General features: G+C 68.0%; 18 protein-coding genes. 3 read left to right on the plus strand and 15 right to left on the minus strand.

Annotation, left to right across the window (positions count from 1 at the left end; all coding sequences use genetic code 11):
- Positions 1-3: 3 nt before the first annotated feature.
- The 10 genes from G369_RS0103915 to G369_RS39035 all read right to left on the minus strand — a co-directional run bounded on the left by G369_RS0103915 (position 4) and on the right by G369_RS39035 (position 6,444).
- Positions 4-444 (minus strand): TadE/TadG family type IV pilus assembly protein, encoded by a 441-nt coding sequence (locus G369_RS0103915; RefSeq protein WP_019652670.1) that lies wholly within the window; start codon positions 442-444, stop codon positions 4-6.
- Positions 441-902 carry a TadE/TadG family type IV pilus assembly protein gene (locus G369_RS0103920; RefSeq protein WP_019652671.1) on the minus strand — a complete coding sequence of 154 codons (462 nt, stop codon included), beginning with the start codon at positions 900-902 and terminating at the stop codon, positions 441-443. Before G369_RS0103920 ends, G369_RS0103915 begins: the two co-directional genes overlap by 4 nt.
- Before the next feature lie 39 nt (positions 903-941).
- The gene (locus G369_RS0103925) at positions 942-2,213 is read right to left on the minus strand and encodes a pilus assembly protein TadG-related protein (RefSeq protein ID WP_019652672.1); all 1,272 of its coding nucleotides are present in this window, start codon (positions 2,211-2,213) and stop codon (positions 942-944) included.
- 42 nt (positions 2,214-2,255) lie between these two features.
- Positions 2,256-2,432 (minus strand): Flp family type IVb pilin, encoded by a 177-nt coding sequence (locus G369_RS0103930; protein WP_019652673.1) that lies wholly within the window; start codon positions 2,430-2,432, stop codon positions 2,256-2,258.
- Positions 2,433-2,523: 91 nt separating this feature from the next.
- Entirely contained in the window at positions 2,524-2,733 is a 210-nt protein-coding gene (locus tag G369_RS0103935) for a Flp family type IVb pilin (RefSeq protein WP_019652674.1), read from the minus strand.
- Between the two features lie 145 nt (positions 2,734-2,878).
- Positions 2,879-3,178: a hypothetical protein gene (locus G369_RS0103940; RefSeq protein WP_019652675.1), complete on the minus strand. Its 300-nt coding sequence runs from the start codon at positions 3,176-3,178 to the stop codon at positions 2,879-2,881.
- A gap of 11 nt (positions 3,179-3,189) precedes the next feature.
- Positions 3,190-4,740, minus strand: a complete 1,551-nt coding sequence (locus G369_RS0103945; protein ID WP_020722946.1) for a type II and III secretion system protein family protein — start codon at positions 4,738-4,740, stop codon at positions 3,190-3,192.
- 59 nt (positions 4,741-4,799) lie between these two features.
- Positions 4,800-5,642 carry a Flp pilus assembly protein CpaB gene (gene cpaB, locus G369_RS0103950; RefSeq protein WP_019652677.1) on the minus strand — a complete coding sequence of 281 codons (843 nt, stop codon included), beginning with the start codon at positions 5,640-5,642 and terminating at the stop codon, positions 4,800-4,802.
- A gap of 54 nt (positions 5,643-5,696) precedes the next feature.
- Entirely contained in the window at positions 5,697-6,281 is a 585-nt protein-coding gene (locus G369_RS0103955) for an A24 family peptidase (protein WP_019652678.1), read from the minus strand.
- A 16-nt stretch (positions 6,282-6,297) separates the two neighbouring features.
- Positions 6,298-6,444, minus strand: coding sequence for a hypothetical protein (locus tag G369_RS39035; RefSeq protein ID WP_019652679.1), 147 nt, complete (start codon positions 6,442-6,444; stop codon positions 6,298-6,300).
- A 621-nt stretch (positions 6,445-7,065) separates the two neighbouring features.
- Between G369_RS39035 and G369_RS0103965 the strand changes: the two genes are divergently transcribed.
- From G369_RS0103965 to G369_RS0103975, 3 genes are all read left to right on the plus strand, one after another.
- On the plus strand, positions 7,066-7,758 hold the full coding sequence (locus tag G369_RS0103965; protein ID WP_019652680.1) for a hypothetical protein: 693 nt from the start codon (positions 7,066-7,068) through the stop codon (positions 7,756-7,758).
- Between the two features lie 95 nt (positions 7,759-7,853).
- Positions 7,854-8,720 carry a hypothetical protein gene (locus G369_RS39205; protein ID WP_019652681.1) on the plus strand — a complete coding sequence of 289 codons (867 nt, stop codon included), beginning with the start codon at positions 7,854-7,856 and terminating at the stop codon, positions 8,718-8,720.
- A 17-nt stretch (positions 8,721-8,737) separates the two neighbouring features.
- Complete coding sequence (locus G369_RS0103975) at positions 8,738-9,067, plus strand: hypothetical protein (RefSeq protein WP_019652682.1); 330 nt, start codon at positions 8,738-8,740, stop codon at positions 9,065-9,067.
- Between the two features lie 24 nt (positions 9,068-9,091).
- Here G369_RS0103975 and G369_RS39335 read toward each other — a convergent pair whose 3' ends face one another.
- From G369_RS39335 to G369_RS0104000, 5 genes are all read right to left on the minus strand, one after another.
- On the minus strand, positions 9,092-9,406 hold the full coding sequence (locus G369_RS39335; protein ID WP_026346193.1) for a hypothetical protein: 315 nt from the start codon (positions 9,404-9,406) through the stop codon (positions 9,092-9,094).
- Positions 9,407-9,665: 259 nt separating this feature from the next.
- Positions 9,666-12,293 carry an AAA family ATPase gene (locus tag G369_RS0103985; RefSeq protein WP_019652684.1) on the minus strand — a complete coding sequence of 876 codons (2,628 nt, stop codon included), beginning with the start codon at positions 12,291-12,293 and terminating at the stop codon, positions 9,666-9,668.
- Complete coding sequence (locus G369_RS0103990; protein ID WP_020722947.1) at positions 12,290-13,408, minus strand: metallophosphoesterase family protein; 1,119 nt, start codon at positions 13,406-13,408, stop codon at positions 12,290-12,292. The genes G369_RS0103985 and G369_RS0103990 overlap by 4 nt, the downstream gene beginning before the upstream one ends.
- Positions 13,409-13,534: 126 nt before the next feature.
- Positions 13,535-13,717 carry a hypothetical protein gene (locus G369_RS0103995; protein WP_019652686.1) on the minus strand — a complete coding sequence of 61 codons (183 nt, stop codon included), beginning with the start codon at positions 13,715-13,717 and terminating at the stop codon, positions 13,535-13,537.
- A 125-nt stretch (positions 13,718-13,842) separates the two neighbouring features.
- Positions 13,843-14,583 carry a peptidoglycan DD-metalloendopeptidase family protein gene (locus G369_RS0104000; protein ID WP_026346194.1) on the minus strand — a complete coding sequence of 247 codons (741 nt, stop codon included), beginning with the start codon at positions 14,581-14,583 and terminating at the stop codon, positions 13,843-13,845.
- Between the last annotated feature and the right edge of the window lie 491 nt (positions 14,584-15,074).

Below are 15,074 nucleotides of genomic sequence, written 5' to 3' on the forward strand. Positions count from 1 at the left end.
TGGCTAGGAACAGATGGCCGCGCTGTTCGGGTCCTTGCGCATGACCTCGCGCGGCAGGTAGGTCGAGAAGCCCGGCATCGGGATCAGAGGCGCCGTGGCGCCCGAGATGGGCGAGATCCACTGGTAGTTGAGCCCCGTGATGCTCACGGTCACGCCCTGGCATGTCGCGGCCGTGCAGCCCGAGGGCGACCACGCCACCGACACCGTGCTGATCTGCGGCAGCAGCGCCTTCATGCGCGCGAGCACCAGCGCCTGCTGGGTGGTGTCGTCGCACACCACCGCGTACCGGGCCCCTGCCCGCGTCGCTTCCTGCGCCGCGCTCCAGGTGAAGAGCATGCGCGCGAAGTCCACGATGCCCAGCGTGAACATGAGGAAGACGATCAGGCCCAGCGCGAACTCGACCGTGGTCGCGCCGCCGAGCCGGCGGTTCTGGCTGCGTCTCATGATGCGGCCCTCATGCTGGCGGTGATGTCGCTGAAGGAGATGTTGCCGCTCGCATTGGCGAAGACCACGCCGAACACCGAGGGGAACATCGAATGGAAGGTGTAGCCGGTCACTCGGATCGTGACCGTGGTGATGATCGGCGCGGCGCCTGCCGACTGCCAGGTGCAGCAGGTGCCCGCCGGCACGTTCGCCAGGCTCAGCCCGCGCGCCAGCGGCGAGCCGGTGCCTGCGGTGTTGCCGTAGACCACCAGGTTGCGCGCTTCGGTGATCTTCGTGCCCGGCGTCTGCACCGACAGGTAGCGCACCGCGTCGCGCGTCGACTTGACCACCGCGTTGTACTCGTACATCGCGCGGCCGAACTCGGTGGTGATGAAGGTCAGCAACAGCAGCATCGGAATGATCAGCGCGAGCTCGACCAGCGCAACGCCTTGCTGAGTGCGACGGGATGGCTGCTTCATGGCATGCGCCCCTTTCTTGCGTTCTCTTCGCTTCTCATCTCATCTCACCAGCACCGGCACCAGCGGCCCCGCCGTTCCGCCCGCCAGCCCGCTGGTCGTGCAGGGGCTGCCGGCGGCACCGGCGTTGCCAAGGAATTCCAGCTGCACGTCAGTCATCGGAATGCTCAACGGCTGCAGCATCAGCATGCAGAGGTAGTCGATCACGTGGTTGCCGCCGTCGATGACCGGCACCGTGACGATGCGCCGGTCCATGCCGTACTGCATGTGGCCTCCGGCGACGTTGCCCGGCGCGGCCAGCGACTGGAAGCTGTTGAGCGAGAGCCCGGTGATCGACTCGCAGCTGTTCGCGCCCTTCACCTTGGTGCCCGTGTCGGCGCACGAAGCGAAGGCAGCGCGCTTGGTCACGAAATTCTGGGCAGTCGGGCCCGCGCCGGCACCTGGGGCGCCGTTGTACGCGTTGAACTGCGCGGGCCAGTTGAGCGAGGTGTAGGCGTAGCCGGTGTAGTCGGGCCGCGCCGTGCTCGGGTCGCTCGTGTTCTTGTAGATGCCGAAGCGCTGGTTCCACACGTCGGCCACCGAGGTCTGCACACCCGGGGTGCCGACCGTGTCGCCCACCTTTGCGCCGCAGCGGCCATTGAGTTCGGCGGAGGTTTCGGAGGCGCTGTTGCTGCCGTCCAGGTTGGCCCAGCCGATCTGCCCGCCGGTGGCGGCGTTCTGCGCCATGATGAGCGTCACCCATTCGCCCACGGCGAAGCCGTAGTTGGGTGCCGTGCCGCCGGTCTTGGGCTTCGCGGCCACCGGGATGGGGCATGCGGACTGCGCGCTCGCACGGGTGGCGACCGCGCTTGCGATGACGCTGCGGGTGGCAGGGTTGCCGGCCGCGTTGCCCGTGAAGGCGCCCATGGCCTTCATGAGCCAGATGTTGATGCCGGGTTGCGTGTGCGCGCACTGGGCATAGCGCGCCAATGCCGGCGTGGTCGTCACTGCATAGGAGGCGTCGCGGAAGGTGATGTCGCTCGCAACGATCTGGCCCTTCCCGCTCCAGTTGCTCGATTGCATGTTCACGCCGTTCGCGTTGCCGGCGACCTGGCCCGCACTCGTCGCCCGGGTGATCGCCGTGCCCTGCCCGTCGAGCTCGCGCGCGGCGGACAGGGCGCAGCTGTCTACAGCTGTCTGCAGCTCGGTCTTGACCACGAACAGGTGCCCGAAGTCCAGGGCGATGCCCATGAACCCCATCAGGAACAGCAGGATCAGCGCGGCTGTGACGATCATCGCGCCGCGCTGGCGGCGAAGAGAACGGCGGACATGCATGATCGGCTCCTGTGCAACAGAGGTGGTCCGGCAGACACGGGCTCAGGTGCAGCCCGTGCCATCGAGACAGTTGGCGACGCGGGTAATGAACGAGCTGAAGCTGTTGCCCGTCGTCAGAACCTGCAGCGCGACAACCAGCGCGATGGAGACGACAGCAATGATCAGCGCGTACTCGACTATCTGCGCGCCGCTCTCGTCTTTCAGAAATGACTTCAACATGGGACTACTCCTTTTCCATGCGGGAAAGAATGCGAACGCAGCAGCTGGCGTACAGCGAGCCGGGCCTGGCCCGGCTCGCTCGCCCTGCGGCTTACGAGCAGGTGGCCGTGGTGAGGCAGTTCGTCACGCGGGTGATGAACGACGTGAAGCCGCCGTTGTTCGCCGTGAGGCCCTTCAGCGCGACGACCAGGGCGATCGAGACGACCGCGATGATCAGCGCGTATTCGACGACCTGGGCGCCCTCTTCTTCGCGCAGGAAGTTCTGGGTCGATTGGCCGATGGCCTTGAAAAGGTTTTGCATGATTCGTTCCTTTCGATGTTTGAACGGTTGGGGATCAGGTTCGAGAAAACATGGATAGGGAAGAAAGTTCGTTTCGATTCGTGTCACTCTCCTTTCCGCGTGAGTCCCGAGGAAGCGGGCCTGGCCGATGCAACATGTGCGTGCATCACTTCGAGCTCCCTGCTCCTTGTCCGCCGATCTGGCCGCCGATGTTGATGACGTTCACCGCAGGCGGCGGCGTCTTGTACGACTCGTGGTACTGGTTCATCGCCTCGCGCGCGGCGCGGCCGTCCATGCCCACGGCGGGGTCGTTGCTCTTGCCGGCGTCGGGGTTGATGGTCATCTTCCGTTTCGCGTCGCGCACCGCGTCGCCGAAGCGGGCGTCGTAGTTGGGCGTGACGTGCGAGCAGCCGGCGCCCAGGAGGCACACGAGCGCAACGGTGGTCGTTCTGGCGATGGTGAACATGACGGTGCTCCTCACTTGGGTTCGCTGTCGGGGGCGGCCGGGGCCGGGGTGGAGCTTTCGAGTGCTCCGTTGAGATAGACCTCGGCGCGGCTGGGCACCACGTGGTTGTCCGTCGGCACCCGCGGCGCTTCGGCCAGCGGTTTCACCATGCGCGGCGTGATGACGAACATCAGCTCGGTCTGCTCGTTCTGGAACTCGGTGCTGCGGAACAGCGCGCCCATCACGGGCACCTCGCCCAGTCCGGGAAAGCGCTTGATCGACTCCGTCACGTTGGCCTTGATGAGCCCGGCGATGACGAAGCTCTGCCCGTCGTTGAGCTGCACGGTGGTGTCTGCGCGCCGCACCGTGAGCGAAGGCAGCACCGCCGTGACGCCGCCGACCGTGGTGAAGGGAGACCCGGTCTGCGACAGGTCCGACACCTCGGACACCATCTTCAGGTTGACCCGGTTGCCATTGAGCACCGTGGGCGTGAACTTGACCCCGATGCCGAACTCCTTCTCCTCCAGCGTGATGTTGGTGCCACCGCCGCCGGCCGCGTTCTGCGCCACCGGAATGAAGATCTTGCCGCCCGACAGGAAGCTCGCCTGCTGGCCGCTGATGGCCATGATGTTGGGCTCCGCGAGGATGCGCACCAGGCCGTCGTCCTTCTGGCCGTCGATGGTCACCGTACCGCGGCCGATGCGCAGCGCCTGCACCAGGCCGCCGCCGCCGCTCAGGAAGTTCGAGACCAGCGAGTAGCTGTTCAATCCGCCGCCGCTGGTGCGCGAGAGATTGATGCCGCCGCCCAGCCTGTCGAGCAGCGACTTGCTCACCTCGGCGATCTTCACCTCGAGCATCACCTGCTGCGGCGTCGCCACGCGCAGCAGGTTCACCACCTTCTTGCCGTCCGCGCCGTAGGCGGAGGCCAGGCTCATCACGTCGTCGAGCTTGAGCGCGTCGCTGATCTCGCCGGTGAGCACGATCGACTTCTCCGCGCTGCGCACCTGGATGCGCCGCTCCTCGGGCATCAGCTCGGCCAGCTTGGCCTGCAGCGCCATCGGGTCGATGGTGACGACCACGTCCTTGATGTAGCAGGTGCCGTCGGCGCTTTGCAGCACCACGTTCATCGAGCCCGCCTGGCGGCCGCGAAAGAACAGGTCCGTCGGGCTCAGCAGCGTGACGTCGACGTCGGCGATGCCGTCGCCGTTGCTCGCGTTCGCTGGCGGCGCCGCGACGGGCTGCATGCCCGCGGGCACGGCCGCCATCGCCGCGGCCGGCACCGGTGCGCGGCTCGGCGGCTGCCCGCTGACCACGATGCGCACCACGCGCGTCTTCAGTGGAATGACGACCGACTTGCCCAGCACGGCCTGCGTGGGCTGGTCGTCGGGAATGATCGCGGTGCAGCGGCGGGTGCCGTTGGCGGTGCTGCCGGCGACCGCCGGTGGCACCGCGACGATGGCGGTCGCCGGCACGGCGGCCACGGTGGAAGCGGTTGCGGCGGCGGCCTCTGCAGCCGTGGCGGGAGCCGACACGGTCGCGAGGGTCGCCAGGACGCTGGCGAGTGTTGTGGAGATATGGCGCACTTGGTGTTCCTCCTGTCGGTTCGTGTCGGTCGTTTCGGAGTTGGTCGGGTGCGAGGCGATCAGAAGCAGGTCAGCGAGCGGGCTGCGTTCTGGATCACTTCGACGCAATCTGAAGCGGGTGCCGCGGGCCCTGCACGCTGGACTCGCGGACGGGCCGAAGCCGGCGCGGGTGCGGTGGCGGCGACCTGCACGATTTCCTTCGCGCCGAAGAGCTGGCCCTTGGTGATGCCGTCGGTGGCCACCGTGGTCTTGTCCATCTGGTTGCGAAGCACCAGGGACAGCGTGCCCACGCTGCGCGCCAGGTCGAGCTTCTCGGAGTCCTCGAGCGAGAGCTCCAGCGTGACGGCGCTCACCACCTTCGGCTTGGTGTCGTCGCGGTTGGCCTCCTGCGCCACTGCGAGCACCAGCACCTTCTCGAGCACGGTCTTGCTGATCTGCAGGGCCTCTTCGCCGCGGCCTTTCTCCTGCTGGGCGTTGACCATCACGTCGACGTAGTTGCCCGGCAGCGCGAAGCCCGCCACGCCCACCACATCGTTGACGCGCACCGTCATGGCCCGCTTGCCGGTGGCGATCACCGCCGAGAGCCCGCCCTGGGTACCTACCGGCGCCAGCTTGCCCTCGACGATCGCCTCGCCGCGCAGCACGCCGACCTTCACCACGCGCTCGTCGAGCGCCTTGATGTCGCTGAACGCGCCGTTGGGCACCGAGCCGCGGGGCCAGTCGACCGTGGTGAGCATCTGCGGGTTGACGCGGCTGCCCAGTTCGATGTCGACAGCCGCAACGACGACCTTGTTCGACGCGATGCCGCCCTGCTTCGAGATCCATCCCGCCGCATAGACGGCGGCCGCCAGCCCGGTCAGCAGGGCCAGAAGGATCAGCCCGATCGCCTTGATGTTCTTCATGTGAACCTCCGTCGCAGATGAATGAAGAGAGGGTGTAAAGAGAAGAAGGAGCGGCTAGACGTAGCCCAGCTGGTGCGCGAGCACCTCGATGGCCGTGCCCGCCGCGATGCAGATGCCGTAGGGCAGCTTGCCGATGGACAGGCTCGCGTCGATGCGTCCCGAAGGTCGGATGCCGGCGATGCCCGAGAACATCACGCCCTGGGCGGCGTCCTTGACGTTGGCCAGCATGTGGCCCACGCGGCGCCGGTGGATCGCGAAGGCCATGGCCGCCACGCCGCCAGCGATGAAGGTGAAGAGCACCGCCATCAGCGTCTGCTCCGGCCCGATGAAGGCCCCGGCCATGGCCATCAGCTTCACGTCGCCGGCGCCCATGATCCCGATCACGTAGAACGGCACCATCGCCGCGAAGCCGATGCCCAGACCGCCGAAGGCGCTGGCGGCTCCCACGGCCGGCGTGCGTGCGGCCAGCGTGCCGTACACCAGCGCGAAGAGCGCGCCGCCGAAGGTCAGCCAGTTGGGAATGCGGTAGGAGCGCCAGTCGCTGACCGCAGCCACGGCCAGCAGTGCGGACAGCGCGAGCATGCGAAGGTCGGAGACCAGCATCGCCAGCAGTTCGAGGACGGCGTCGAATTCATGCATGTCGGTCTCCTCGTTTTCAGGCGCCGCGCCGGATGGCCAGCAGAAGCAGCAGGAGCACGACCATCACCAACGACCCGATGAGCGCGAACTCCATGAACGACATGCCGGCGTCTTCGCGCAGCAGGTTCATGAAGGTCGTCGGCAGCAGTGCGAGCAGTTCCATTCGTGTTCCCCGGTTGTGCGGTTCCGACTGCCTGCCGCCCCGCTTGGGCTTGGGCGTCGGACCATGGGGATGACTGTAGGAATCGGCCTGCATCCGCACATGAGCGCTGCGCCCTTTTGTGGGGGAGACAAATCCCCCGTACGCGCAACCGCGCAGGCAGGACAAAGCGCCCGGGCTCGGCGTGACAACGGACAGATGGCCGAATGGCCGGGTCGACGGGCTTGCGTCAGCTTTTTCCGTGGTTCGTTCAGCCTTCGAGGTAGCGTGCGATGCAGGCGTATTTCAGACGGCCGATCCCGGAGATACCCGCAGAGCGCCCGCAGATTCGATTACCTCGGTTGCATCTGGTTGCCATGGTCCTTCATTGCCATGCCGCAGCCTTCGTCGCGATGGCGGCCATCGTGTGGCGAGCGCGTTTTTCCGCAGCGCCGCAAACGCCTTCGACCACATCTTTCGCAATAGCCTCGCAGTACCCAGCACAAGGCATTTTTCGTTGCTTCCCCGACGCAGAAACTGCACCCCGGTCGTCACGCAAGCCACTCCACACAGCGTCACGGACCGCAGCTGATGGCCGGGTGGTCCGGCAATCGGGGTTTGTTCCACATCACTCGAGGAAGCATCATGAAGAAGACTCTCATCGCCATTGCAGTCGTCCTGGTCGGCAGCGTCGCCTCGGCAACTGTCGGCAGCACCGCGGTCGCCGCGACATCCACCTCCACCGGCTCTTCCAGCGCCGCCGGATCGACGGCCGCGAGCTCCGGCACGGGCAGCGCACTGAGCTACAACTCGGCGATGTCGGGCTCTTCGGCCAACGCGAACGCCTCGGGCAGTGCGTTCGCCGTTCCGGGCTTCGCCATCGGCGGCGCGACCGCGGGCGGCTCTGCCACCACCACCGGCCGCGTGACCAGCATGGCCGTGACGACAGGCAACGGCCTGGCCGCGGGCGGCGCCAATGCGTCCGCCAATGCAACCTCGGCAGGCAACGCCAACTATTCCGCCGGCGGTGCTACGCACGTGAGCGGCAGCGCGGGCGGCTCCGCAGCCTCGGTCACCAACAACACGGCGGCGACCGCGGCCGGCCCCGGCGGCGGCATCGCACTGGTGACCCGCACCTCGACCACCACCTCCGGCTACAGCGCTTCCTCCGGCGCGATCAACGGGCCCATCAACGGCACGACCACATCGGCCAACGCAGGCTCCACCGGCGGCTCCTTCGGCGTCACCAACTTCGCATGGGGCAATGCCGGCGGCTTCACCAACGGTGGCGGCACCGGCGGCACGGCCGGCGCCAGCTCGACCGCATCGGCTCCCTGAATCGGTTCCCTGAACCTCGCACAGACCGGTTGCCGAAACTGGAAATGGGGAGAGCGGCGAGCGCCCTCTCCCCGATCCTCAAAGGAGTCGAAAAAATGAAGAAGCTGATCTTTCTCGCGCTGCTGGGCGTTTCCGCAGTGGCCTTCGCTCAACAGACCAACACCAACACCGGCGCGAACAACGGCTCGTCGAGCTCGGCCACCACGTCGGCACAGGGCAACAGCCAGTCGGTGACGTTTTCGAGTCCGGCGACCGTGAACACGACGATGACCAGCAACCAGAACGTCAACAACACCGGTGCGACGACCAACACCGTCGACTACCGCGGCAGCTACACGATCAAGAACGTGCCGTCGGTCAACGGACCCAACCTGACGACGAGCAACGACACCTGCATGGGCAGCACCAGCGCCAGCGCCAACGGTGCGGGCGTGGGCCTGAGCTTCGGCACCACCTGGACCGACGAGCACTGCAAGCGCCTGAAGATGAGCCGCGAGCTGTGGAACAAGGGCATGAAGGCCGCCTCGCTCGCGATGGACTGCATGGACCCGGCCGCGATGGCCGCGCTGGAGATGACCGGCACCAAGTGCCCGCAGTCGATGACGGCCGAGGAGCGCGTAACGGCCTACGGTCCGCAGGCCTCTGCCAGCGGCGCGCCCGCCTCGCCGGTGCGTCCGGTGGCTGCGGCGGCACCTGCACCCGCCCCTGCCCCAGCGGCTCCGCAGCCTGTGGCCGTCGTGGCTCCGCCGGCGCCTGCCCCGGTTCCGCAGCAGCAGCAGCAACAACAGCAGGCCGCTGCCGCCTCCGAAGATGCGGGCGTGGTCACCATGCCAGTCATCAGCGCCACGGTGACGCCGATCGACCCGGCCGAAGCGGCCTCCATCCGCGCCGCGTCGCGCATGCTCGACCAGCGCTCCGACGACGTCGCGGCCGCACCGCGCGCGGCGCAGGCCGCGCAATGACCGCACCGGAGCGCCACATGACCCGGTCCGTACTCATCCTCTGGCTGGCCGCGTGCTGCGCGGCCACCACGGCGGCGGCCGCGGCGGTCCAGCAGCAGCCGCTGCGCGTCGAGCGCGTGAACATGGGCAGCGGCCTGCAGAACGCGCGCGGCACCGAAAACGCGCTGCCCGTCGGCTCCCTCGGCGTGTGGCACGTGCCGCAGTACCTGCCTGGCTATCCCACGGCCGCGACCATCTGGCCGCGCGTGATCTTCCTCCAGTGCACGGGGGACCTGTGCGCGGGCTACACGATCACGCCCGAGGTGGGGCGCGGCGAATACCTTTTCTTCGTGCCGGCCGACAAGTAGCAGCGAGCACGTCGCCGGACACGTTCAGGGCGTGCCGCTCTTTCCCAGGCCATGGCGCAGCGATTGCGCCGTGGCCTCGGCCGTGTCGATGCGCCGCTGCAGCTCATCGTTGACCACACCGACCAGCGCAGCGAGCTCGGCCCTGCTGGGATAGAGCTCCTGAGCGTCATTCACCTCCTGCTGGACGATGAGCTTTTCGAGGCACGCGTAGGCGCGCTGCATGGGCCTGAGACTTTCTATGTCGTCACAAACCTCCAGCGCGAGCGATTCGATATCGCGTGGCACGGATGCGGTTGGAGCGGAAGAGATGCGCGCGGACGTGCGTGCAGAAGCAGCCATGGTTGGCCTCCAAGTGATTGCGGTTTTTGAAGTCGCAGCGATTTGCACGGGAGTCCAAGCCCGATCGCGCCGTTGTTCGACGCGACCGGCGCAGTATAGCCACGCAGACTACTTCCCCCGACAGCTCAAGGGTTGCTTTGCGCCATCGCGCCCGAATCAAACGGGCGGCGGCTCGACGGGTTGGCCTACCGGGAAACCACTTGCGTGAAACCGGCCGGGCTTGCGCCCGCCCATCGAGCCGCCAAAAACTTGAACCCCTTCAGGGAATGCTCCGCGCCACCACGCCCAGGTCGCGCCACGCCTCGGGGTGGCAGCTGAACACCAGGATCTGGTGCCGCTGCGCCGCGTCGTACAGCACCCGCTTCATCTGCCGCAGGCGCTCCTCGTCGGTGTGGACCAGCGCGTCGTCGAGGATGAGCAGCGTCGGCTTGTTCGCCTCGCGCAGCAGGTCGGCGTAGGCCAGCCGGGCGACCACGCCCATCTGCTCGCGCGCGCCCACGCTGAGTTCCTCGAACTCGCCGCTCTGGGCGCCGCGCAGGCCCTGGCGCGTGATGCGGCCGGGCGAGAGATCGTCGCCGACCTCGATCTGCGCGCCGGCAAAAAGGATCTGCAGGTAGTGGTCGAGGTGCTTCTGCAGCGGCGCGCGCAGGCGCCGCGCCAGTGCCGAGCGCTTCTCGCGCAGCAGCTTGAGCAGGTGGTCGAGCGCCCTCGCCCGCCGTTCGAGCTCGGCGCATCGGCGCGTGGCGTGTTCCAGCTCGCGCTGCTTCTCCGAAGCGGCTTCTTCCTGGCCCAGCGCGCCCTTGGTCTCCAGTTCGACTTCGAGCCGCGTGATCTCGTTGGCGCGCTGGCTGTGCGCGGCCTCGGCCTGCCTTGCGCTGCGTTCGAGCCGCTCGACGTCCTGCGCGAGCACGGGCAGGTTGACGGTCTGCAGGCGCTGCGCGAGTTCCGAGAGGCGGTCCTGCATGGACGACTGCTGCGCCAGCGCATCGGTCAGCGCGCCGCCGGCCTCGGCCTTTCTGCCGGCACGTGCGGGATCGTTCAATGTCGCCTGGACGGCGGCGAGCTCGTCTTCGGCCGCCTTCACCTGTTCGCGTGCGTTGCCGGCCGCGACCTTCGCATCGTTGAGCGCGGCCGACGCATCGGCCAGTGCTGCGCGTGCAGCGGCTTCGGCAGACTCGGCCGAAGGCACGGCGATGTCTGCTTCCGATGCGGGCGGCATGCCCTGCAGGACCTGCCGGGCTTCGGCCAAGCGCGCTTCACGCGTCGCGACGTCGGCGGCAAGGGCGCCGAGTCCTTTGGGGGCCAGTGCCGCCAGCACGGCTTCGGCGGCGCCGGCTTCGCTCTTGCGAAGCGCGTGCAGGCGCGTGCGCTCCTCGACGGCGGCCACGCTCTCCGCGCGCAGGCCCCGCAGCAGCGCGGCAAGCTCGTCGCGCGCACGGTCGCGCTCGATGGCGAGGCTTTCGAGGTCGGCACCGCCCGGCAGCACGCTGATGCGGCCCACGCCTTCGATCTCGATGTCGGTTCGGGCGATGACGGTCCGGCGCTGCGAGCCCGCCAGTTCAACGCCCGCCACGCGGACGCCGGCGCCAGGCTGCAGCTCGAACTCCAGGGCCGTGGCCACGGCGTCGAGCCTCGCCTGCGCGTTGCGAAGCGTGTCGGCGCACTGGCGCAACCGCTTGAGTTCACTGTCAGGCACCGCGAGCGACTGCGCCTCGGACTGCAGGCGGGTCACCTTTTCCTGCTCGGCCTTCGCCTTCTCGTGGTTCTGGGAGAGCGCGGAAAGTTGTTCGGCCAGGCTCTGGACGGCGTTCTCCTGCGCGATGCGCGACGCGGCCTGGCGCGCCACTCGAAGTTTCTCGCGCGCTTCGGCATCGGCCTTCGTGGCGGCGGCATGGCGTGGCTCCCACGCCTGCAGTTCGCCGAGCGCCTTGGCCAGGGCTTGCTGTGTTTTCTGCAGGTTCGCCTCGCGCTGGGCGAGCGAGCCTTCCTCGCGCTCCATCGACTGCAGCTGGGTGCGCCATGAATTCACCTGCGCGGCGATCTGCCTGAGCGCGGCCTCCTGCGCGGTCTTCTTCTCGTCCAGGCCCCGGGCTTCGTCGAGCCGCTGCTGGGCAACGGCAAGCTGTTCGCGCAATGCAGCCCAGGGCCGGGCGGCTTCGTCGCGCTGGTGATCTCGCCGCAGGTTCGTCAGGCGGTCGACACCCGACTGGTACGACTCGATGTCGGCATGCAGCCGCTGCAGATCGGCTTCGAGCTCGGCACGCAGCTTGATCGCATCGGCGTAGGCGCCGCGCGGCGTTCCGGCAGCGGGCGTCAGCAGCTCGTTGCGCTCGGCTTCCACCGCCTTGAGCACTGCGTCGCCGTTGCTCGAAGCCAGCTCGCCCAGCGATTCGCCGAGCGCGTTGCGCAGATGGTCGCTCGCAAAGCCGACCGCACTGGCGATGTCGTGCGAAGTACCCTGCCTGATCCACAGCAGCCCCGGAATGCCCATGTGCTCGGGCGTGCTGGCGCCCTTGCCCGGAAAGCGGAAACCCAGCAGCGCCGCGAGGTGGTCTTCGGCCACGGCGCCGTCCATGGCGCGGCCATCGATCACCAGCTCGCAGCGCTTCTTGCCGAGGAAGGCCTTGGTGAGCCGGTAGCGCTTGCCGTCGAGTTCGAAATCGACCTCGACCATCGGCGTGGCCGAGCTCTCGCCCCAGGGCCGCAGGTGCTCGACCGCGCTGGAGCGATGCCGCTCGAAGAACGCGGCACGGATGGCCTCGGCGACGGTCGACTTGCCCGACTCGTTGGGTGCGGCGAAGAGATTGAGCCCGTCAGTCAGGCCGTCGATTTCGAGCGGCGCGCGGAAGAGCTTGAAGTTCTCGATGCGAAGACGCTGCAGCTTCATGCGGCGGCTCCCGCCTGCGTACCGAGGATGCGCGCGAGCGTGAGCAGCGCGTCGCGCGCCAGCTCGGCATCGGCGCCGCCCTGCTGCTCGCGCAATGCCTGCAGCGCCTCGCCGACGAAGCCGTCGGCGTGCAGCGCCTGGATGTCGTCCTCGGTCGGCTCCAGTCGCAGCGCCTCGCCGTCCCACACCAGGGCGCGGGCACGGGCGCGGGCGGCATCGAGGGCGGCGTTCAGCCGGTTGTGGCCCGCAAGGTCGCAGGTGCCTTGCGCGCGCAGCTGCACCACGTCGCCGCTGCCGATCTGCTCGAGCCTGCGCACCAGCTCGTCGATGTCCGAAGACACGGCGAGGCGCGGCTCCCACTGCTGCCAGTCGAACTGGCCGGTGCGCACGGGCTCGACCGCCGGCAGCGCGCCGCGGCCGTCGATGCGCACCAGCAGCGCCTGGCCGGAGTCGTTGGCGCGGAAGCGGTCGGTCTCGGGCGTGCCGGCGTACCAGGTGCGCTCGTCGATCTGCCGCGTGCCGTGCCAGTCGCCGAGCGCGAGGTAGTCGAGCCCGGCCTGCGCGGCACGGCCGGCGGCGATGGGGTTGGTGGAGTCGATGTCTTCCGAGAGGATGCCCTGCACGCTGCCGTGCGCGAGGCCGATGCGGGGCAGGCTCCCATCCTCCGGCTCGGCAGTGAAGAACCACTCGGTGAGGTCGCCATAGGTGTGGCGCTGCGTGAGCGGCGCGGGCAGCAGCGTGAACTTGCCCGCCACGGTGTGCGGCCTGGGCTCCAGGCAGCAGAGCACGTTCGGCGCGATGGCGCCCAGCCGCTGCGCCCGGCTCCAGACCGATTCGCTCAGCGCCGAATCGTGGTTGCCCGGGATCAGCAGCCACGGCCCGGTGAAGCCCTGCATGGCGTTGAACATGCGGCGAATGGTCTTGTCCGACACGGTCTGCAGGTCGAACACGTCGCCCGCGACAAGCACCGCGTCGACCCGGCGTTCGGTGGCGATGGCGGCCAGCCGCTCGACCGCCTTGAAGCGCGCCTCGAACAGGGCCGAGGCATCGTCGGGCTCGAATTGCGAGAACACCCGGCCGATCTGCCAGTCCGCGGTGTGGAGCAAAGAAATCATGCGTCGTGGCCCTCCTCTTTGCCTACCGCGTCTGCATCGCTCTGGTCATTTCTGAACAGCGAGCATCTTAGAGGCAGAGGGCACGCGCTCCTGCTGCGTGGCGACCCCTTCCCGGGGCGCGGCGGATCAGGCCTTGGCGTCGGCAGGGTCCGCGCACTCCTGCAGGAGCGCAGCCGACTGGGTGACCTGCTCGGCGAGCTGCTCGCGCAGCGGGCGCCACTCCAGGCTGAACGGGGCAAGCAGGAACCACTGCGTGGTCACGGCCAGCACGATGCCGAGAATGATGAACACCCAGTACACGAGTTCCATTGCCGCCCCTTTTGAAAAAATCGATCAGCGCGGGAGTCTGCGTGCTTCGCGGGCGGCGCGATATCGCCAATTCGGGGGATGCCGTTCGCCAGAGGCGGTGCAAGGCCGCCGCCGCGCGAACTCGCTCACCTTGCCGGGAGGTACTGGCGCGGATCGACGGCGTTGCCGCGATAGCGGATCTCGAAGTGCAGGCGCGGGCGGCCGGCGTCGGAGCTGCCGATCTCGGCCAGCTTCTGGCCCTGCTTCACCTGCTGCCCCTGCTTGACCTGGACCGCGCGCAGGTTGGTGTAGACCGACATATATGAACCTCCGTGGTCGACCATCACCACGCTGCCGTAGCCGCGCAGCGTTTCGGTCACCGCCACCTTGCCGGCACCGATGGATGCGACGGGGTCGCCCAGGTTGCCGCCGATGTCGATGCCCTTGCTGCTGGTGCCGTTGAAGCCGGTGATGACGGCGCCCTGCGAGGGCCAGCTCCAGTCGCTGCGTCGCGACGCGGGGGGCGACACCGGCTCGGGCGCCGAGGCCCGGGGCGGCCTGGCGCGCTCCGCGCGTTCGGAGCGCTCGGGGCGATCGGGCCGTTCACGGCTCGGAGAGGGCTCCGCGGAGGCCGCGCCGCCCGGCGGAACCACGCGCAGCACCTGCCCCGCTTCGAGCTTGTCGGGGTCCTGAAGGTTGTTCCAGCGCGCGATGTCTGCCGGCGAACGGCCCGACCGGGACGCGATGCGATAGAGCGTATCGCCCGGCTGGACGACATATTCGCCCGGCCCCGCCACCGGCGTCTTGGGAGACGTGGAGCACGCCGCCACCATCAATGCCGCGGCAAGCACCACGCCCGCGCGCCAGTTCCTTCCTGTCACAACCACTATCGGATTCCTCCTGCACAACCTGGATCTCGCGCTCCCGGACCTGCGGGACCGCGCTCGAAGAATGCGCGAAGGCTAACAGCAGTCGCCGGGCGCTCCGGCGGCGACGGGGCTTTTCCGCCTCAAGACGGCACCCGACCCGGTGATGGCGGCAATGCGGATCAATTGCCTGGAAAAGCCCCGGGAAAGTTATTCGGAGCAGCCCGCCCGGATATGTGAATCACATCGGGTAATAGGATGTCGCGGAGATTTTTGCGGCCTTCTTCAAATGGGATTCACATCTCTACTGCGAGCCGCCGTAATTTTTCAATTTTCAGATTTTGTTCTGATATTTCTTATTAGGTTACAAGCCCTGCCAATTGAATACAGTTGGCTCCGGGAGGATGTTTCATTTTTCGACGTCTCTTCCGGTGCGTTTTCCGCATGGCTGGGGGTGCGCACGACGACGGCGCCGGGGTCGCCCCCAACACAGGCGCCGACCGCGCTTTCAC

This window comes from Variovorax atrisoli 110B (assembly GCF_000382045.1).
In the GTDB taxonomy this organism is placed as follows: Bacteria; Pseudomonadota; Gammaproteobacteria; order Burkholderiales; family Burkholderiaceae_C; genus Variovorax; species Variovorax atrisoli.